Origin of the sequence: Spirosoma sp. 48-14 (assembly GCF_001898575.1) — a bacterium.
Classification (GTDB): domain Bacteria; phylum Bacteroidota; class Bacteroidia; order Cytophagales; family Spirosomataceae; genus Spirosoma.
Genome location: NZ_MKUD01000045.1, coordinates 365,272 through 385,431, shown reverse-complemented (window position 1 = coordinate 385,431; position 20,160 = coordinate 365,272). Strand labels below are relative to the sequence as shown.

At 46.3% G+C, this 20,160-nt stretch carries 17 protein-coding genes; 8 read left to right on the top strand and 9 right to left on the bottom strand.

Annotation, left to right across the window (positions count from 1 at the left end):
* Position 1: 1 nt before the first annotated feature.
* From tssD to BGO59_RS23850, 3 genes are read left to right on the top strand one after another with little or no spacing between them, the layout of a single operon-like run.
* Positions 2-508 carry a type VI secretion system tube protein TssD gene (gene tssD, locus BGO59_RS23860; RefSeq protein WP_080055690.1) on the top strand — a complete coding sequence of 169 codons (507 nt, stop codon included), beginning with the start codon at positions 2-4 and terminating at the stop codon, positions 506-508.
* A gap of 3 nt (positions 509-511) precedes the next feature.
* Positions 512-2,308, top strand: a complete 1,797-nt coding sequence (locus BGO59_RS23855) for a phage baseplate assembly protein V (protein ID WP_293687436.1) — start codon at positions 512-514, stop codon at positions 2,306-2,308.
* 49 nt (positions 2,309-2,357) lie between these two features.
* Complete coding sequence (locus BGO59_RS23850; RefSeq protein WP_293687434.1) at positions 2,358-2,774, top strand: DUF3592 domain-containing protein; 417 nt, start codon at positions 2,358-2,360, stop codon at positions 2,772-2,774.
* A 93-nt stretch (positions 2,775-2,867) separates the two neighbouring features.
* On the opposite strand, the gene BGO59_RS23845 is transcribed toward BGO59_RS23850, so the two are convergent.
* From BGO59_RS23845 to BGO59_RS23835, 3 genes are all read right to left on the bottom strand, one after another.
* Complete coding sequence (locus BGO59_RS23845) at positions 2,868-3,932, bottom strand: DUF3500 domain-containing protein (protein ID WP_293687432.1); 1,065 nt, start codon at positions 3,930-3,932, stop codon at positions 2,868-2,870.
* Between the two features lie 66 nt (positions 3,933-3,998).
* Positions 3,999-5,237: an alpha/beta hydrolase-fold protein gene (locus tag BGO59_RS23840; RefSeq protein WP_293687430.1), complete on the bottom strand. Its 1,239-nt coding sequence runs from the start codon at positions 5,235-5,237 to the stop codon at positions 3,999-4,001.
* Between the two features lie 166 nt (positions 5,238-5,403).
* Positions 5,404-6,165, bottom strand: coding sequence for a TssN family type VI secretion system protein (locus BGO59_RS23835; RefSeq protein WP_293687428.1), 762 nt, complete (start codon positions 6,163-6,165; stop codon positions 5,404-5,406).
* A gap of 162 nt (positions 6,166-6,327) precedes the next feature.
* On the opposite strand from BGO59_RS23835, the gene BGO59_RS23830 reads away from it, so the two are divergent.
* The 4 genes from BGO59_RS23830 to BGO59_RS23815 all read left to right on the top strand — a co-directional run bounded on the left by BGO59_RS23830 (position 6,328) and on the right by BGO59_RS23815 (position 12,937).
* Positions 6,328-7,161: an SdiA-regulated domain-containing protein gene (locus tag BGO59_RS23830; protein WP_293687427.1), complete on the top strand. Its 834-nt coding sequence runs from the start codon at positions 6,328-6,330 to the stop codon at positions 7,159-7,161.
* A gap of 170 nt (positions 7,162-7,331) precedes the next feature.
* Positions 7,332-8,210, top strand: coding sequence for a bifunctional 5,10-methylenetetrahydrofolate dehydrogenase/5,10-methenyltetrahydrofolate cyclohydrolase (locus tag BGO59_RS23825; protein ID WP_293687425.1), 879 nt, complete (start codon positions 7,332-7,334; stop codon positions 8,208-8,210).
* 900 nt (positions 8,211-9,110) lie between these two features.
* The gene (locus BGO59_RS23820; RefSeq protein WP_293687423.1) at positions 9,111-9,461 is read left to right on the top strand and encodes a hypothetical protein; all 351 of its coding nucleotides are present in this window, start codon (positions 9,111-9,113) and stop codon (positions 9,459-9,461) included.
* Positions 9,462-9,979: 518 nt separating this feature from the next.
* On the top strand, positions 9,980-12,937 hold the full coding sequence (locus BGO59_RS23815; protein ID WP_293687421.1) for a DUF2723 domain-containing protein: 2,958 nt from the start codon (positions 9,980-9,982) through the stop codon (positions 12,935-12,937).
* 56 nt (positions 12,938-12,993) lie between these two features.
* On the opposite strand, the gene BGO59_RS23810 is transcribed toward BGO59_RS23815, so the two are convergent.
* From BGO59_RS23810 to BGO59_RS23800, 3 genes are all read right to left on the bottom strand, one after another.
* Positions 12,994-14,091, bottom strand: a complete 1,098-nt coding sequence (locus tag BGO59_RS23810; protein WP_293687419.1) for a winged helix DNA-binding domain-containing protein — start codon at positions 14,089-14,091, stop codon at positions 12,994-12,996.
* 20 nt (positions 14,092-14,111) lie between these two features.
* Complete coding sequence (locus BGO59_RS23805) at positions 14,112-15,710, bottom strand: Na+/H+ antiporter (RefSeq protein WP_293687417.1); 1,599 nt, start codon at positions 15,708-15,710, stop codon at positions 14,112-14,114.
* 609 nt (positions 15,711-16,319) lie between these two features.
* Positions 16,320-16,496, bottom strand: coding sequence for a hypothetical protein (locus BGO59_RS23800; RefSeq protein WP_293687415.1), 177 nt, complete (start codon positions 16,494-16,496; stop codon positions 16,320-16,322).
* A 306-nt stretch (positions 16,497-16,802) separates the two neighbouring features.
* Here BGO59_RS23800 and BGO59_RS23795 point away from each other — a divergent pair, with 306 nt between their 5' ends.
* Complete coding sequence (locus tag BGO59_RS23795) at positions 16,803-17,405, top strand: hypothetical protein (protein WP_293687413.1); 603 nt, start codon at positions 16,803-16,805, stop codon at positions 17,403-17,405.
* Positions 17,406-17,427: 22 nt separating this feature from the next.
* On the opposite strand, the gene BGO59_RS23790 is transcribed toward BGO59_RS23795, so the two are convergent.
* The 3 genes from BGO59_RS23790 to BGO59_RS23780 form a co-directional block, all read right to left on the bottom strand.
* Complete coding sequence (locus tag BGO59_RS23790; RefSeq protein WP_293687411.1) at positions 17,428-18,069, bottom strand: hypothetical protein; 642 nt, start codon at positions 18,067-18,069, stop codon at positions 17,428-17,430.
* A 233-nt stretch (positions 18,070-18,302) separates the two neighbouring features.
* Complete coding sequence (gene dnaJ / locus BGO59_RS23785) at positions 18,303-19,463, bottom strand: molecular chaperone DnaJ (protein WP_293687409.1); 1,161 nt, start codon at positions 19,461-19,463, stop codon at positions 18,303-18,305.
* Between the two features lie 97 nt (positions 19,464-19,560).
* Positions 19,561-20,151 (bottom strand): nucleotide exchange factor GrpE, encoded by a 591-nt coding sequence (locus BGO59_RS23780; protein WP_293687408.1) that lies wholly within the window; start codon positions 20,149-20,151, stop codon positions 19,561-19,563.
* Between the last annotated feature and the right edge of the window lie 9 nt (positions 20,152-20,160).

Here is a 20,160-nt window from a genome sequence, read left to right as displayed (position 1 = left end):
TATGTCATTTTTAGCTACATTAACGGTTGAAGGAAAAACCTTCAATGTGTTGCAGTGCCAGCATACACTTTCGCAAAAATATGATCGTGGTCGGCCAACATCGGGGGTACGGGGGGGATCAATTTTACTGATTCTGGATGGCTCCGACGAAGACCTGCTGGGTGACTGGGCGACGGGGGCAACCACAAAAAAGAATGGTGATATCACCTTTAACCGCACCGACCAGCAATCAACCTTGCAAAAACTTGAGTTTGAGGATGCCTATGCTACGATGTATAGTGAGTTTATGTCGGCAGCTACCCTTGACCATGCCAGTATTTCGGCCGATGTGGAGGACATCGTCAATACGGATATTGGGCCGCATGATGATGATTTTAAGGCGCGATTAATTACAAATCGTAGACGGCTGTTACACTTCGTGGAACGAACAGGGAGCAGCTACTGTACATTGATCCGATTGTCGGCGGAGAAAATTAAGCTGGATGGTATTGACCATCAAAACACCTAGTCTATGGCGAAACAGGTTGTCCCGCATATTGAACTCGAAGGCGGTAAAGAACTGAAAAACGTTCGATCGCTGAGCATTGAGCAGGACTTGTTTGGCCATCATCAGTTTAGCCTGTCAGTGCCATTCGAGGACCTGGAAGATGCCAACGAACTGTTTTTTCATGAGTCGCACAAAAATGTTATTGGCAAAACGATTCAGTTCTCGTTTGAACCACTGCTCGAACAAGGCTCCTTCGATTTCAAGTTTAAGGGAATCATTACCGAACTCGCGCTAAAGAATACCAGCGATACGTCCAATGTATTTGTTCTGACGGGCTATGGCTTAACTATTCTGCTGGAAGATAGTCGGTTACGTCGGTCGTTTCTGGAATGTGGCTTGTCCGATATTGTCGATAAAGTGCTGAGCCCGTACCCTAGTAACCTGCTTAAACGATCCATCAGGCCGAAGCACTCCGACTCACTACGGTACGTGGTTCAGTACGACGAAACCGCATTTGAGTTTCTGGCGCGGCTGGCGGCTGAGTATGGAGAGTGGTGTTTTTACGACGGTCAGCAGTTGATTTTTGGCAAACCCAATGATCAGAAAGTGGACTTCAACGTCGACGGTATGCAGACGTTTGCCATGAGCCTGCGCGTGAAACCCGCCAAATTCCTCTTCAACCGCTACGACTACCTGGCCGACGAAACCTACCAGAGCCATTCCAAAGATCAGAAAGTGGATGGGTTGGGACAGTGGGGCGACTTTACTCTTGATGAGTCGGAGAAGATTTTTAGCGAGGAATCGCAGGTGCCGCTGCCTAAACTTGTGTATGCCCAAAAAGAGCTGGACGATGTGACCAAAACGCAAAAGGCGATGGAAGCCAGCCGACTGGTCGATTTTCAGGGTTTTGGCGAAAATCCTGATGTGTCGGTCGGTACGGTTATTTCGGTGAAAGGCACGCGCATAACCGAACGAGGCTCGTCGGAAGAAAACTTTGGTAGTTATCGGGTTACGCACGTATCGCATACCCTGGACAGCAGCGGCAACTATTCCAATACATTTCGGGCTGTTCCCGATTCAGTAGCGTATCCACCTCCCAATCCCTCGTTTCGGTTACCTATCGGACTGCCAGAACTAGCCAAAGTTGTTGATAATGAAGATCCTGACAAACTGGGTCGGGTAAAGGTGGAGTTCATGTGGCCGGGCGATAGTAAGGAATCAGACTGGATTCGGGTGGCACATGCCTACACATCCGATGGCGAAGGCATGCTGTTCGTTCCTGAAATTGATGCGCAGGTTATGATTGGATATGAGTCGAACCTGGCCGAGTACCCCTACGTAATGACTAGCCTGTATCCGAAAAAAGATGGGGTAGACTATACGTACCGCGACAATATTCAGAAAACCATACAAACGAAAGCAGGCAACAAGATTAGCCTTTATGATAAGGGGGGCGAAGAAAAAATTGAACTGACCAACGTTAATAAGAGCGACACCCGCATTCTGCTCTCCTTCGCCGATGACGGAAAAATTACGATCGAAACGCAGGGTGTTGTCCATATTGAGGGGAAAGACATTGAAGTAAAGGCGCAGAACAATATCACCCTCGAAGCGCAGAACAATATCGAACTGAAAGCCACCAATGAAGTCAAGATTGAGGGAACGGCTAAGGTCGAGGTCAAAGGCGCTCAGGTCAGTGCCGAAGCCGATGCTACGGCCGAAGTCAAGGCCAACGGCCAACTCTCGCTTCAGGGAACGCAGACTTCACTTAAAGGCGATGCGATGGTTGAGGTAAAAGGTGGTGTTATCATGCTGAACTAATGATTTTTGGGAAAATAGGTCGCCAGGCGAATCACAACACAAAAACGATATGGGTTATTTAATCACATTTTTGGTTGGGGCTGGCCTGCTCATCCTCTCTGTATCAAAGTTTTCCAAAGCAATTAACCTCATCCAGTCGGGCCATCGGGTCATGGCTGTTGTGGATCGGCTTGAAAAAGAAAAATCGAAAAAAGGATACACTTACCGGCCCATTTTCAAATACCAAACCATGAGTGGTCAGGAAGTTTGGCATTCCTACATGTTTGCTGCTTCGCCCCCCGATTGGGAGGTAGGCGAAAAAGCAACGATTGTTTATCAGGCCAGCGATCCCGAAAATCCGGTTATCCTGACGTATTTTGGCGCTTTCGGCTGGGCGGTCATCTGGCTGGCTGTGGCGGTACCGCTTCTGATTGTTGGTGGTGGTTATTTCTTAGCGCAGTTTTATCTGAAATCATATTCATTGTAAGTTTAGGTATCATTGAATTACAGCGCGAGTACGCTAAGGCGCAAAGACGTATAAACCTACTCTTTGCGCCTTAGCGTCCTTGCGGTATACCAATTACTTATGACTCTGCAAATAGTGCTGCTTCAGTAAATCCTCGCCGAATTCGCTACCTTTTTCGCGCAGAATGGCGTGAATATGGTTGCCATCGTTCTGAAAACCCACATTGTCATATTCGATCAGAAAATCAGGGCCATTGATAATGTAGTAATGCGGTTTGTTGGCTTCCTGATTACCGATCCAGGCAAAGTAAACCTTGTCGATACCCGATTTGAGAATTTTATTGAAAAGCTGATGGGCTTTCTGATGCTCGAAGTTGTGGGTATATTCCTGAATGAGCAGTTTCAGTAAATCTTTCTGGTCATTGGTAAACTGGCTGGCAGCAATGCCATAATAACTGGTAATGCGCTGGTTACTCTGCGGGCTGGTAATAATATCGCCCGGTATTTTCTGTTGGAGAATCGCCACTTTCTTCTGCGTGTCGTTCAGCGCATTGATCAGCATAAAGCCGTAATCTTCTTCCTTACTGAGCACCCGCCATCCGGCATACTTCGCTGATTTGACTTCAGAGGGATCGGTGCCAATAAAATACGGCGACATTGACACATTACGACCGTCGCAGGTGAGATTCAGGGCTATATGATGGCCGCCAAAGTTTAGCCCCCACGGTTCGCTGGCTTGCGGTTTACCCCATACAGAAATATAGTAGTTGCCATGCGACCATTTGAGATCCTGCATCATTTTAAGCATTTTCTGGTCGATTTGGCCACTATCGAACGCCTGTTGGTAGAGTGTATTCAGAATGTCGTCCAGTTGCATAATACTGGTCGTTTTCAGATAGCCCTGCGAACTCAATATCGCCGATAGAACCCGGTGAAACGCCATACGGCTTTTGTCGGAGAGGGAGCCGTACTGAATACCCGGCCGGGGCACCAGACCTACAGGCAGGTTGGTCCATTTGAACCGAAGACTGTCGGTGAAAGCATATTGGGTTTTGGCTTGTTCGTCGGTGCTGAGCGTAGACAGAAACCGATTCGTTGCGTCAATGAGTGTACTACTGGATTGGGCGAAGCTGATCCGCCCCAGTAGCAGGCAGCCGATAAGGAGAAGTAAGCGTTTCATGAAAAATTAAGGTTTAGGTTTAAGAAAAGCCGACGACTGGGATAGATGCAGGTGTTTTATACGTGGCTAAGGTTTGGGTTTGAGCAAGGCTTCCAGCTTTTGCCGCGACGCGGGATTTTCTTTCAGTGACAGGGCTTTCTGAAATTGCAGAATGGCGTTCTTTGGGTCATTACAGGCCATGAAAAAATCGCCATACGAGTCGTACACGTTGTAGCTATTGGGGTAGTTGGCGATGTTGAGTTTAAACAGGCTTTCCGCTTTTCGGTAATGCTTACCCTGAAGTGCCTGATACCCAAATGCATTAATCTGGCCCTCGGAGGGGCTTATTGCGTACCCCATTTGCTTCGAAAGACGGGCATAATGGGCAGCGTATTTGTCGGCCAGGGCAGTTGTGGTATCAGTAAAGTCTTTTGAACTGAGTTTTAAGCTATAGGAATCAAAAATAAACCGCAGTCCATCGTATTCCGTAATGAGAGGAGCCGAACTGTGGGTGTCGTCAGGATAGTATCTGCTTTTATAGCGGAGACCGTTTTGCGAATTGCTCTTGATATGCCTGTCCAGTTCAAAAATGGAGCGGATATGGCGGTTGGTTGCCGAAGTGTCTTTCGGTAATTTAGCGAGTGTCATGCCGTCGCCCATCGTATTGGCAATACCCAGATAAAGCGATTTGCCTGCGAATTTTTGCTGAGTGAGTGCTTTTTCGGTTGTCTTTAAAAAGTTCATGCGGTCGTACCACATGCTGGGGTCAATGCAGATATAGGAATTGAATACCTGTGGTCGACTGATCAGCGCATTCATTACGGCCAGTCCACCGAAAGAATGCCCAATCAACATCCGGTACGGCTGCGTAGGGTACAACGAGTCAATGTGAGGTATCAGCTCTTTTTCGATAAAGGATAGAAACGCATTCCCTCCGCCCGAAGGCTTCGCAAATTCGCCACCCATGAAAGGCGGATCGTTTTCAACGTGTGTGGGCGTCAGGTCTCGTGTGCGATTGGTATTAGGAATGCCCACAACGATCATCTGGGGGCAAACAGTGTTGCCATTCACCTGACTCAGTTGTTCGATCATACCAACAACAGACGAGAAGTGGGCATCGCCGTCGAGTAGGTAAACCACCGGATACCGTGGTTTCGCAAATACATCTCCACCTGCACTTTCAGGAATGTATACCCAGATTTTCCGTTTTTCATTCAGGATGCTGGATGTAAGGCTGTCAATTTTACCGATGGTAATGCTGGCAGGCGATTGGGCTTTGGCGTAACTGGCAAATACGACACAAACGAGCAGTAAAAAGGGTTTCATACGGCAGGGAACAGGCAGAGTCTATGTAAAAATAACCAGAGCGCCGATTGTTAGGGCATTATGATTGTCAATAACTTAATTAATCATAATGTCCTAATAATCGGCGCTCTGGTTGGGGGAGCTAACGCAAACGAGATACTCTTTTTATCGGTAAGCGCTCAGGCCATCACTCGGCTCTCAGGGCAATAATCGTGGCATTATCAACCAACTGGTTCTGCGAAAAATCGAGTGCCGGGTCGAAATACACCGGACGCTGCCACCAGGCTGTTTTCTTCGTAAATACCCACCCATAAGGCCGGCCAGATGCATCGGTATATTGAATGGGACTGTTGGGTGTGCGTTCGTTATAATCGTTGATAAACACTAGAAACAAATCGCCCAGCGACATGGCTACCGGTGCTTTGGCTTTAAAATTGGTGTAGTTCGTATCGGCTGGCGTTTTAAAGAACTCAAACTGAATCACTAAAATCTTCGAGAGGTCAAGCAGATCCAGATCGGGCATATCACCATTGATCGGATAGTACCATTTTTTGTATTGGGCAGGAGGAATCTGAATGAAATACTGATAAGCCTGAACGACTAAAAATGGAATAAGAAATGGTAACAGGCTGGAAACGAATGGCCAGCGGCTGCCCAGATAGCCCGTTTGCGCATAGAGTAGCAGGGCAAAGCCGATACCTGCCAGCAGGATTAACAGGGTTGTCATGAACCCGAGGCCAAACGTCATAACCAGATTGGGCGCAAAGCGGGGGCTTAACCACACATGCAGGATACCAATGCCCAGCGCAAGTGCCTGGACCAGAATATAATATTGCTGAAAATTAGCACTCTCTAGCGTACCGGCATAACTAATTGCCCCCAGCAGCAGGCCAATCACTATGCCGTAAAGAACTCCTGGAAATCGTTTTACGGAAGCTAAATTGGGCATTACAGGTAAATGGTATTAATCGTGGTAGAGCGGTTTTGGTTCGTACTTGCAATATGGTCGAAAATTTGAAAGATCACACAAAAAATTCAGCAATGGGTCGTAAAACTGTAGGGTATTGTCGGAAATGGCGCATTTTTGTCACTTCTCAAATTCTGATCGACTATGAATCGTCTGATTATCGGACTGTTGCTTCTGCTGACCAGTTGCGGCCCCTCCTCAAAAAAGACTGATAAACCCGAGGCTGAAACGCTCGAAGCACCTTTCAAGCTTCCCTATGAACTCGGCAAACCTGCTGAGAATTACACCCTTCCTAAAGAATTAAAGGAAATATCGGGACTGACGTATTTTAAAGACGATAAACTGCTGTGTGTACAGGATGAAGAAGCGGTTGTGTACGTGTTCGATACGAAGAAAGGTAAGGTATCCAGCGACTATGGTTTCGGTGGATACGGTGATTTTGAGGGCATAGAATACGTCAACGACGAAGTGTATGTCCTCGAAAGCAACGGCAATCTATTTCGCTTCAAACCAGAATCGACGCAAATAGGCCGTACAAAAACGGATTTGCCCGAAAAAACAGAAGTCGAAGGGCTTGGCTATGACCCTAAAACGAAACGCTTGCTGATTGCAGTTAAACAAGGAAAAGGATCGGCCGATAAAGCTGTTTATTCGTTCGACCTGTTGAACAAAGCGGTGTTCCGGGATATGAGTCTCAATGATGAGCAGCTTAAAGCGGCTGGTATCGACCCGGAAACCTACAAGCCATCGGGTATTGCCGTTCACCCCATAACGGGCGACTGGTATATTCTTACGTCGGCTGGAAAACGATTAGTCATTACTAGCCGACAGGCAAAAATCAAATACTCAGAACCACTTGACCCCAAATTGTTTCGTCAGCCCGAAGGCATCTGTTTTGCGCCCAATGGCGATCTGTACATTGCCAGCGAAGGCGATGGCAAGAAAGGCTATATCCTCAAATTTGCTTATGGTCGGTGATTCGGTTTAGGATGTATGGTGTTTGGTAGGCTGCGCATGCCCACTTCGCGTACTGAAAACCGTATACCGAAAACTGTAGATCATAAACGACAAACTATTCAATCTTTGTGCTGGTGAATACTGGATAAGGTGGTACTTTCGCACCAGATTTTCAGATATTACTAATTCCTATGCAACTGTTAGACGGTAAGCTCCTGTCTGCTCAAATAAAGAAGGAAATTGCGGCTGAGGTCGCTCAGATTCGTGAGAAAGGAGGCAAAATTCCTCATTTGGTAGCTATTTTGGTTGGCAACAATGGCGCTTCTGAAACGTACGTAGCCTCGAAGATGAAAAACTGCGAGGAAGTTGGGATGCACTCAACCCTGATTCGGTTCGACCCTTCGGTTTCAGAAGCCGAATTGCTGGATAAAGTTCGCGAGGTAAATGAAAACCCGGATATGGATGGCCTGATCGTGCAACTGCCCCTTCCCGACCATATCAATCCCGACCGGGTTATGGAAACCATCAGTCCTGCCAAAGATGTAGATGGGTTTCATCCCATCAATATTGGGCGCATGGCGAAGGGCTTACCCGCTTATATTTCAGCGACTCCACAGGGAGTACTGGAGATGATCAAACGCTATAACATTGAAACGTCGGGTAAACATTGTGTTGTGGTTGGGCGAAGTCAGATTGTTGGGCTTCCTATGTCGATTCTGATGCAACGAAACACCTATCCTGGCAACTGTACCGTTACGCTTACGCATAGCCGTACTAAAAATCTGGCCGAAATATGCCGTTCGGCCGACATTCTGGTAGCTGCTCTCGGCAAACCCGAATTTGTGACGGCCGACATGGTTAAAGAAGGCGCTGTGGTGATCGACGTAGGCCTGGAACGTGTGCCAGACGCTAGTAAGAAAAGCGGTTTTGCGTTGAAAGGCGACGTGAAATTTGACGAAGTCGCTCCGAAAACAAGCTTCATCACGCCCGTTCCGGGTGGAGTTGGGTTGATGACGATATGCTCGCTGATGCAAAACACATTGAAAGCTGCGCGAGGAGAAATCTATTAAGATAAGGCCAGCTCAGATTCTATCTGCGTCTATTAGACGAAGTTTATAGCGTAAGCCGGTTGAACCCGATGGGATAGCATCCTGTCGGGTTTTTTATGCATTGCCAGAAGCCAAATGGTGATTCTCAGACAACGATCCGAGAATAGCTAGACATTCCGTTAACTCGATCTATCACACTCGCATTATCCGACTTAGCCTGATTCCTGCGAATGGGTATAGAAATGTGCGAAATTGAATAATCTATTGATTTTTAGGGTTTTGTCTTGTCTTAGCCTCTCTTGAAATACCCCTTGGGCAGGTGATGACATACTTTAGACGTGTCATAGTGGCTAGGGTCCTGCCCTGTATAGGATTACATCGTTCATCGTTGAGTACCCTCCACGAAGTTACCCTCCTTCTTTCCTGATAGGTTTTGCGCCTAAGCATGTGCATCCCATTGCTCAGTATTGCGTGTTCACCAGTATTAGCTTAGAATTTATATTCACACTTTTGAAAATAGAAAATAGATTTTTTAATTTTTTAAATCGTCATATTTTAAATAATGCATAGTAGATAATGCGAAAATTTTAATGAATTTTATTCAGAACTACGTAAATTATTTTAAATAAAAATATGTAAAACACTTTATGATAAATTGAAATTATTTTGTGTGAATTATATAAATATTGCAATAGAAATATTGAATTATAGTTAAGTGAAATGTTATTTTATTATTATTGAAATTTGTATTTTATATATATTATTTTTGGGTAATATTTTTAATTTATAATATTGTTGTATTTTAAAAATTACGCTTAATAAAAAACTAAATAATACTTGAAATACTAAGAAATTTGTTACAGAAAAATTGATTTTATTTGTGTAGTTAATCAAAGAAAAAATTTCGCACCCTCACTATTTATGAAAACAAATCAACAATTAAAATCAAGCTCAACGGCTAACTTATTAATCATGCAGGAACTTATCAATCAGGAATTAATCCGTAGGCAAAAGCGTACGCTAGCTATCGATGAACGTCTGAAAATCCGCGATTTACCACTTAGAGCAGTAACACGGTCTACACTTCTTCTAGATATAAAAAGGCATATAGATACGGCCGTATCTGTTGAAAATATTACAATACAGCATTTATTATATCAACTACCTCCAGACTATTGGCACTCGTTCGGAAGATCGTATCCGAAATATTATGTAGAGCTAAAAGATGCTTTGTTGCAGAAAGAAATTGATTTGAGAGTTTTAGTTGAATAAGATTTATTTTTAAAAGCACAGAAAGTCTAAATATAGGCTTTCTGTGCTTTTAAAAATAAATTTACTGTTGTTAAATATTGTTGATTATTTTTGAGCCTATATTGATTAAATAAATAATGAATATATGATTAGGTCCATTTAGGTAAAAAGTTAATGATTTTTTATTTAATTACTGTGATTTGTTATTAAAATTACTATTGAGTATTTGCTCTTTTTTTGATACGATGAATAGGCTTGAATTGAAATTATTTTATTTAAATGATTGTCGATAAAATCTTACTGCGAATTTTATCTTTCATGCAATTGTGCTGATAAAAAAAGAGGTAGTTCAGTAGTACGGTTATATGTCGACGTAGTAATCTACCCTTTTCTATAGCTTGTAATAGTGGGTTTAATTACAAGTGCATTAACAAACTTTAACAGCCCTTCATGACCCGGCCCGGCCGCTTTTTGTGTAATTTTGGTCCGGTCTGGAAGACCCTACTTACACAAAAAGTAATTCGTTAATCTTCATTTGTATGCAATCATTTAAACGCCTGAACACCCTGACAGGCTGGTTCGTATTTGTTGTTGCACTGATCACCTATGCAATGACAGTTGAGCGAACGGCTAGTTTCTGGGATTGTGGCGAATTCATTGCGTGTTCGTTCAAGCTGCAGGTACCTCACCCACCTGGTGCTCCGTTTTTCCTGTTGTTAGGACGGTTGTTTTCGATGCTGTCGTTTGGCAACCTGACTAATGTGGCTTATTGGGTCAATATGGCGTCGGTACTGGCCAGTGCATTTACTATCGCTTTCCTGTTCTGGACCATAACAATGCTGGCTCAGAAAGTATTTGGGAAGGCTGAAAGTGAATACACGACAAGCGACACGCTTCTGGTTCTGGGTGCGGGTGCCGTTGGGTCACTGGCCTATACCTTCTCCGATACGTTCTGGTTTTCAGCCGTTGAAGCAGAGGTGTACGGGATGTCGTCGTTTTTTACAGCCATTGTCGTATGGGCTGCGTTCAAATGGGAGCGTATCGACGATGAGGCTGCTGCTAATCGCTGGCTTATTCTGATCGCCTATCTGACGGGCTTATCGATCGGGGTTCACTTATTGAACCTGGTGACGTTGCCCGCTCTGGCGCTAATTTATTATTTCAAAAAGCAGCCGAAACCAACATTCTGGGGTGGGGTAATTGCGGCCGGTATTGGGCTGGTTATACTGGGAATCATCAATGCTGGTATCATTCCTGGTTTGCCTAGTATGGCGTTTGCTGTAGAGCGGCTCTTTGTCAACTCGTTTGGCCTACCCTTCAACTCCGGGGTTATTTTCTTTACGGTGATATTCCTTGGTGCTATCACGTATGGAATCATCTGGTCGGTACGGCAGCGTCGCGCTGTCTTGAATACCTCTCTGTTGGCCCTGGCGTTCGTACTGATTGGTTATGCCTCGTACATGCAGGTGCTGGTGCGGGCCGATTTTAACCCGCCTATCAACGAAAACAACCCTGACGATGCTCTGAACTTCCTGTCGTACCTGAAACGGGAGCAGTACGGAAGTCGCTCACTGTTGTATGGCCCCGTCTTCACATCGCGTCCTATTGATCAGAAGCGTGGTGCACCGATGTGGAAAAAAGAAGCGAATAAGTACGTTATTTTCGACTATCAGCCTGAATACGTTTATGCTCCTGGCGACGAAATGCTGTTCCCACGGGTATATAGCAGTCAGCAAAACCACCCGGCTCTCTATCGCCAGATGCTGGGATTGGCCGAAGGACAGAAGCCGACTATGGGCGACAACCTGAAGTTTCTGTTTAGCTATCAGCTGGGGCACATGTGGTGGCGTTACCTGATGTGGAACTTTGCCGGACGGGAGAGTGACGAAGAAGGCGCTGGGTATCTGCTACCCTGGTCGTCGGATAACGGTGCTCCCGATTTGTTGAAGACCAATAAAGCCCGCGATAACTTCTACATGCTACCGTTTGCTTTAGGTTTGTTTGGGATTGCGTTCCAGTATTTCCGTCGGCGTCGTGATTTCCTGATTGTCGGATTGCTGTTTCTGTTTACGGGTATTGCCCTACAGGTCTTCCTGAACTCGCCACCGACTGAGCCCCGCGAACGCGATTACATCTATGTAGGGTCGTTCTATTTCTTTGCAATCTGGCTTGGCCTGGGCGTAATGGCATTAGCCGAAGGAATACGCAATACATTGAAATCTGATATGGCCCGAAACGGTCTGGTTGTTGGCCTATGTTTGTTGGTGCCTCTTATGATGGGGGCCAAAAGTTGGGATAACCATAACCGTGATCACCGCTATCAATCGGTCGATTTTGCTAAAAACCTGCTGAATTCCTGTGCGCCCAATGCCGTTCTGTTTACGGGTGGCGATAACGATACCTTCCCACTCTGGTACGTTCAGGAGGTAGAAGGTTTCCGGCGTGATGTACGGGTGTGTAACCTGAGTTTGCTGGGCACGGAATGGTATATCCAGCAAATGAAACGTAAAACGTATGAGTCGGATGCCCTACCGATTTCGCTGGAGTTCGACAACTTCAACAAGGGTAAAAACGACATTGTACCCTTCTACGAAATGGCGGGTGTGAAGAATGGTATTGATCTGAAGCAATATATCAGCCTCATCAAAACCAACAATCCGGCCATTCAGGTGCCATTGACCAGTGGTGATATGACCAGCATTCTGCCCTCGTCGGTGTTGTTTCTGCCCATCGACAAAGCGGCTGTTGATCAGGCTAATTTCGTTCCGGCTAATCTGCGTCCGTTGATGAAAGATACCTTGCAGTGGACCATCGGCAAGAAGGACCTCTACAAGCCTGATCTGATCATGCTCGATATGATTGCTACCAACAACTGGAAACGACCTATTTATTTCTCCAGCACGCTGGCCAGCGATAACTACCTGAGCCTGAAAAACTACATGCAGTTGGAAGGCTATGCTTATCGTCTGATGCCGGTGGCTATTCCGGGCGCAACGGATGGATACGTGAACTCCGATATCATGTACAATAACATGCTGAAGAAAACTTTCTGGCGTGATTTTGATAATCCGAACACGTATTACGACGAAACGTATAAAGGGCCGCCGGTTATCTCGGCCCGGATTGCCTTCTTCCGACTGGCTGACCAACTGATGCGGGAAGGCAAAAAAGATAAGGCGCGTGAGGTACTCGACTATTCGCTGCGGGTGATTCCCGACAAGAGTATTCCCTACGACCAGATTTCGTCAAACTATGTGCGGTTCCTGTTTGAGGTAGGTGATACCAAGAAAGCCCTTGATATTGCCGAAACCATGGCTACGCGTGCCGACCAGAATCTGACGTACGATAAAAGCGGAAACGGCAATCGATTCGGCAGTCCTGATTCAGATCTGTACATCCTGCAAACGATTGTTGAAGCCTGTAAGGATGCTAAACAAACGGCTGCGGCTAATAAATATGAAGCGATCTTCCAGAAGCATATCAACGCCTTCGGTTGATCTGGCTTCAGCCGTAGAATGCTAAGATCTGGCTTATCATCAACAGCCCCGAAGTGTCAAGCTTCGGGGCTGTTTTGTTCGTAGGCTAGTTCAGGGTTGCGGTTGAGAAATCGGCCAAAATCGGCACTTGCTTTTTCGAACAGGCGCAGAATCGACGGCGTCGGTTTTTCGAAAAAGCTGGGTTCAAGAATCACATTGTCCTTTTTTAGGGTTCGCTTCCAAAGCCCAATAACCGCGCCATTATAAACAATAATTGGGCTGAATATCCCATTAGCTGAAATCGCCATCTGATGAGCATCGGCAGAAAGAACAGCACTACGATCTTTATAGCTGATCGTGTATTCATCGAAAGCGGGCAGTAAATACAGGGATTCGTCGACTGATGGCGGGACATATTGTGAGGCATCGAACCAGTAGGTTTGGGAGCCGATGTTTTCCGAAACAAAGTCCGATTGAATTGCCAACAGGGCGCGTCGGGCATCTGTAATCGGTAGGCCCGACCACCAGACAAAATCGGACAACGTAGCTGGCCCATGGCTGGAGAAGTAAGTACGAGCCAATTTCAACAGCGCTTCTTCCCGTTGTAGGGGTTGGGGCTTGGGCACACGCTCCTGAAGTAGGGCATAGGTGAGCTGGTTCCCTTTGGTCATTCCATTGCAAACGATGCCATCGAGTTCAGCGAGTATCATCAGATGTGACGATCGGTTATTATCGGTTGGTATACCTGCCTGTTGGAGTTCAAGCATCAGCTCCGGGCGGGTCAAATGAACCTGCTCCGATAAAGCTTTTTCAAGAATGGAATAACATGTCGTCAGAACGTCGGTTGTGATTTCCAGTTCCTTAAGTCTTGATCGGATAGACGCTTTCACATGGGGAGCAGATAGAGCCAGCAGCCAGTGAATATCTTCGGCGGCCACAATATGCCAGGTTGGCCGAAGTAAATGCGTCCGAATCAATGCTCCTGCATCCAATGCGGCTGCAACCTGGCTTTCAGTCACACCGGGAGATCTGACGCCAATGGCCCATTTCACCATATGAGCATCCTGCGCCTGCATAGCGCCCATCCAGCTCACCAATGCGCTGATCGTTGTATGAGCTGGTTGGGCAATCAGCTGGTTATGTAATCGGTAGTGGGCTACGTCGGACAACTGCATGTGAGGATGGAGCAGAAGGATTAATGAATAGGGTGATTGATTTTTTCTTCGTCCAGATCAATCCGGGCCTCTTCTTTACGAATAATTTCATCGTCGAATTCCTGGACATTACGCAGTCGGTGGAGTTCGTCACGTTTTACGCTGATAATATCGGCCATGATCTGGTTATATTCGGTCAGAGACTCCCCATCGTTTTCCACCGAGTCCAGGTGCCGTTTGGTCTGGTGGAGTTCGCTTTCAATACTATTCTTAAGATTTTCTACCAACTCATTGGTACTTAGCTGATCGGCATAGTTTTCACGGAGATGGTTTAAGGCAACTTTCAATACTTTCAGGCGAATTTTTGATTCCTGCATATCTTCCGATAAACCCTCGTCGGTGTCTGTAAGCTTTACCAGGCGAATAACAAACGGTAAGGTTAAACCCTGAAAGACAAGTGTTACCAGAATGACGACGAATGTAATGAACAGAATCAGATTCCGATGGGGAAATGGTGTGTTGTCGGGTAATGTCAACGGAATGGATAGGGCAGAGGCTAAGGATACAACCCCACGCATACCGGCCCAACCCAGAACAATTGGCCCACGTAAGCCAGGATTACGCCGGGCTACGGTAATGTACCGGCCAATAAACTGGGTGAAGTAGGAGGACGCAATGGTAAATACCATTCGCGTAACAATGATGACTCCGGTAATCATCAGGGCATATAAAATGGCTTCGGTTTTCGAATAGCCGTCAAGTCCGTTGATAATCACAGGCAACTCAAGGCCAATCAGAATAAACACAATACCATTCAGGGCAAAAACTACGGTGGCCCACATACCCGTACCCTGAATACGTGAGCTGTGATTGAGAATGACATGGCTCTGATTGGACAGAAATAGTCCTCCGCTGACAACCGCCATAACCCCCGATACGTGGAACTCTTCGGCAACGATGTACATGATATACGGCGCCATGAAGGTTAGCAAAATACTGATTCGGGTAGTAGTTGGTAACCAGCGATGAATGGCGTAAAAGACGCAGGCTACTCCTAATCCAACAGCAATACCCAGTAAAGTTACCAGCACGAAATCGACGGAGGCACTCTGCCATACGAAGGTTCCTGATAAAACCGCAGCCAGTGCAAACCGAAATACCACCAGGCTGGCCGCATCGTTAACCAGACTTTCGCCTTCTAGAATGCTAATCGTGGTTTTGGATACCTTGATATTCTTTAAAACCGAAGTAGCGGCAACGGCATCGGGGGGGGAGATGATACCGCCGAGCAGAAAGCCCATCGCCAGTGTGAAACCAGGCATCGTAGCACTCGAAACGTAAGCCACGGCGAAGGCCGTAACGATGACCAGACCAAAGGCGAGTACAATAATGATCCGTCGCCATCGCCAGAACTCCTTCCACGACGTGAACCAGGCCGCTTCGTAAAGCAAAGGCGGCAGGAAGATCATAAAAATAAGCTCAGGGTCGATCTCAATGCGTGGAATACCGGGAATCAGGCTGACGATCAGGCCACTAATTACCAGAAAAATAGGGGTGGGGATGTGTAATCGCTGGCCAACCATAACCAGTAGCGAGACAGCGAGAAGTAGCGAGATACAAAGAAATAGTGTTTGGTGCATAAGCCTATACGTACATAACGGAGTTGGCTGAACCTGAGCGCATGTCGATTCAACTTGATCAGTAAAGAAAACAAATCCGAAACGGCTTTACAATAACCAATTCGTTCGTACGAAAACTTGATGTATAAGAAGGCCCAAACTGACCAGGCATTCATTCAAAATCCTGTGCTTCCGAATGATTAAAAGTCCACAAGGCCCTTATGGTGAGTATACTCCCTTTATCAGCAAGGGTTGGCAATTCCCGATTCTGTTGAGTCATCGGTTAACCGACTCTCGATTATCTCCCTATTTTTCAGTTGGGGCTATTTTGGCGAAGAGTAAAACGTTCACGGAATGCCCTATCACCACGGAGGGGGTAGTCGGTATAGGGTTAAATTACCGAATTAATTCAGGATTAGCAATCTTGGTTGAGCCCACCGCCAGCTACTCGTTCTGTCGGCCAGCTAATGATTCTTTTTATACCTACTCACAGTATAGATCTTACAGCTTTGGTATCCAAACCCAATTAATATGGTACTTCTGATTTGGTAATGATTCGCAGGGAGGGTGTGTCAGAAGATGGAATAAATAGGAGCTAGGTAGATGATCTATACTGTAAAGGCTTACTTCTTAATTGGGTCGAGCTACGTAGCCTAACACGGGCTTCGAAGTAGGTTTGGTATAGTAACCGGGCGTGCTGGCGGCAATAGCTAGCCGGATTGCTTCGGACTGGCTAATTCCCTGGTCAAAATAATATTTAGCCTGATCGATAACTTCCTGAATAGTGGGTTTGGTCTGGTAATTCATAATATAGCTGATAGGTTTTCTAGTATCTAATTGCGTATGTTACTGAATTAGACTTTTCTGTTTTATCGATGTCACTCTAGTATCGATCTGTTTTATCGTAAATTTACTAAATGGTGTCTTAGGGAATCGAACAGTCTAAGCTGACCCATTTGGCCTGATCAAATCGGCTACGTGTTATTGTCGAGGAACAGCCTATCGTTGGCATTTTGAGGCTCGTTACAAATTCTGGCTTGTTCACCAACAGCCAGACTACCACTTTTGGGCCATTAAAACGGCCCCATACAAGGTCGGCTACACGACATACACATGAACACGTATCTTTCATTACTGGCTGCCAGTCTGTTCCTACTGGGGTCACCGGCACAAGCGCAGCCGGGTCCTGCTAACTACTTACAGGTGCCTGGCCCGATTCTGTTTAAAGGGGTTCCTTACCATCTGACTTGGAGTTCACACCCCAATTCGACTTTCTACAAGCAGGAATATCTTAGCAAAGGCGAGAATCCGAACGCATTCAAAACAATGCTTATGCTGGATGTTGTGACCGGCCATGTTGACCTCAATCAGGTGGTAGCGTCGAAAATAGCCGAAATTAACCAGCAGAATGGGCCCAATCCCCTAGTGAAGTATCAGCTTAGCAAACAGCCAGCAACAGGAGAAATCTTACTCGACTTTGTCATGAGCCAACCCGCTCCCGACGGCCGATCGCTGCAGATTGTTGAACGAAATGTATATCGGTATAAACCGTTTACGAGTGCTTCGGGCCAGCAGGGAGTTCTTTTATTCGGTGTTTGTCAACGTAGTTATGGCTCTGATACCAGTTTGTTTGTTGCTTCCCTAAAACAAAACAGAACGGCTTTATCTGCTGAGGTAGCCCAGTTCAGGCTGCCTTCTGTGCCGATGATAAAGTGATCTCATTTAGTGCTGACTCACGTTAAAAGAGATAACTCAGCCCCAGGCCAGCCTGTGCGCTCTGGAAAACGGGAATCGTGTTTCCTGAAAATATGCCCCCATTGCGCCGGAGTCGATCTCGCGTGAAATTGGCCCAGCCAATCTGGCCATTAAGCGCCAATTGAGGGCTTAACCGCGTCTCGTATTCCAGGGTTAAGTGATAGCCCAAGTTCCATTCCTTTTCGTCACTCCAACTGGTTTGAAAGTCATAATAACCACTGGTGGTGGACCAGCTGTAGTTTCTGGCGGTTATCAGCTTGTCGGAACGGTACCAGTACGAAAGTCCACCTCCTATACGTAATGCAGATCGGCTGGAGGGTAACAGATCAACTAAAACGCTAAAATCGGTGGTAAGCCGCTGCTTTTGGTCGCTATCGGCATAGAGGTCTGAGGCTATAGATTCTCGGTTGTTTCGTTGGAAGTAGCCAGCCGAGAGGGCTAGCAACAATCGATCAGAGGCCAGATGTCTGGCATACCGGGCCTGGTAGTGTAAGCCGATCGCATCGATACCTCCCAAAGTCATCATATTCATACCCACTCGAAACGAATTTCTGACAGGTAAATATTGGCCGGAAGCCGTTAAGACAGACCATTGAATGAGGCAGAAAAGTAAAGCTTTTTTCATGACAAGGTTATTAGGCGTATGATTACCTCTGGTGTTATCTTTTCGGCCTGAATATAAGCGGAATAGCCTTTGTTTCAAGTAATAGTGTAACTATTTTCATTTGTGGTAAAATCATAAGTGCTTTGGTGGCATGCAGTGAGCCTCAATGTTTTATTGGCGGAGTAATAAGGGCAACAAAAAAGCCCCTTTCGGGGCTAATTTGATCCTTTGTTATGTATCAGATTGGCTGGTAATCAACCATGAAAAAAGTCTTTCATCTTATCGAAGAACCCTTTTTCGTTTTTGTTGGGTTTGGGCTGGAAATTGGGCGAGTTGCGCAACTTCTCCAGAATCGACCGTTCTTCGGAGGAAAGCGTTTTGGGCGTCCAGACATTTACATGAACCAGTTCGTCCCCTCGGCCATAGCCATTGAGTTCTTTAATTCCCTTTCCTTTCAGACGTAGGATTTTACCACTTTGTGTACCCGGATCGAGGGTAATGCGGGCTTTGCCATCAATCGTTGGCACTTCCACACTGGTACCGATGGCTGCATCGATGAAGCTGACATATAGGTCGAACACAACGTTGTTGCCATCACGTTTCAGGTCTGCATCTTCTTCTTCCTCAATCACGATCAGCAGATCGCCAGCAACACCACCGCGTGGCGGAACGTTACCTTTGCCACCCACCGATAGCTGAATACCTTCGGCAACACCCGCCGGAATTTTGATCGGGATAACATCTTCCTGCAACACGCGCCCTTCGCCAAAACAGGCGTCACAACGGTCAGTTACAATTTTACCTTCGCCATTACAGGTGGGGCAGGTACTGGTAGACACCATCTGACCCAGCATTGTGTTGACCACTTTGCGAGTTTGGCCTGTGCCCTGGCAGGTCGAACAGGTTTGAACCGCCGTACCATTTTTAGAGCCATTGCCGCCACAGGTGTTACAGGTTACATGGCGTTTTACCTTAATTTTCTTTTCAACGCCATTGGCTACTTCCTGTAGGTTCAGCTTTAGCTTGATGCGAAGGTCGGAACCACGACGAACGCGTTGACGGCCTCCTCCACCGTTAGCTCCACGGAAAAAGCTGCCAAACGGAGAATCGTCGCCGAAAACGTCGCCAAACTGGCTGAAAATATCTTCCATAGTTGGCCCACCAGCGCCATATCCACCGGCCGCACCACCCATACCCGCATGCCCAAACTGGTCATAACGAGCCCGCTTCTGGGGATCGTTCAGCACATCGTAGGCCTCGGCAGCTTCCTTAAATTTCTCTTCAGCGGTGGGATCATCGGGGTTTTTATCGGGATGGTATTTGATAGCCATTTTCCGATAGGCCTTCTTAAGGTCTTCCGATGAGACGTTCTTATCGACGCCCAGAATTTCGTAATAATCGCGCTTCGTTGCCATATCTTTGAATGATTGAATGACTGAATGATTGAATGATTGAATAGTTAATCTATACCCTATTCAATCATTCAACCATTCAGTCATTCAATCATTGATTTTAACTGCCTACAATCACTTTTGCGAACCGGATGACTTTGTCATTCAGGTAATATCCTTTTTCGATTTCGTCGATCACCTTACCTTTAAGGTCTTCGCTCGGGGCAGGAAATTGCGTAACGGACTCGTGCAGGTCGGCATTGAACGGCTCGCCTTTTGAGACCATCGGTTTCAGGCCTTTGCTTTCAAGGGTCTTGAATAACTTGTTATAAATCAACGATACGCCTTCTTTGACAGCAGCAACATCGTCGGTCTTATCGATCGATTGCAAAGCCCGTTCGAAATCATCGACAACAGGAATCATCGACTGCAATACACTTTCGTTGGCGTTGCCGATCAGATCAAGCTTTTCCTTGGCTGTACGACGGCGGAAGTTCTCGAAATCAGCGTATAAACGCAGGTATTTATCTTTCAGTTCGGCTAATTCGCTGCCAATTCGGTTGGTTTCAGCAATAAAATCGTCGGCTGGAGCCGTCTGTTTGGGGTCTTCGGTTTCTCCACCATTGACCGTTACCGCTTCTTCGTTTGTCAGGTTGTCAGGCTGTGGGGTATCCATAGACGCTTGTTCGTCCAAAATGTCTTTATTTTCCATTGATGAGCT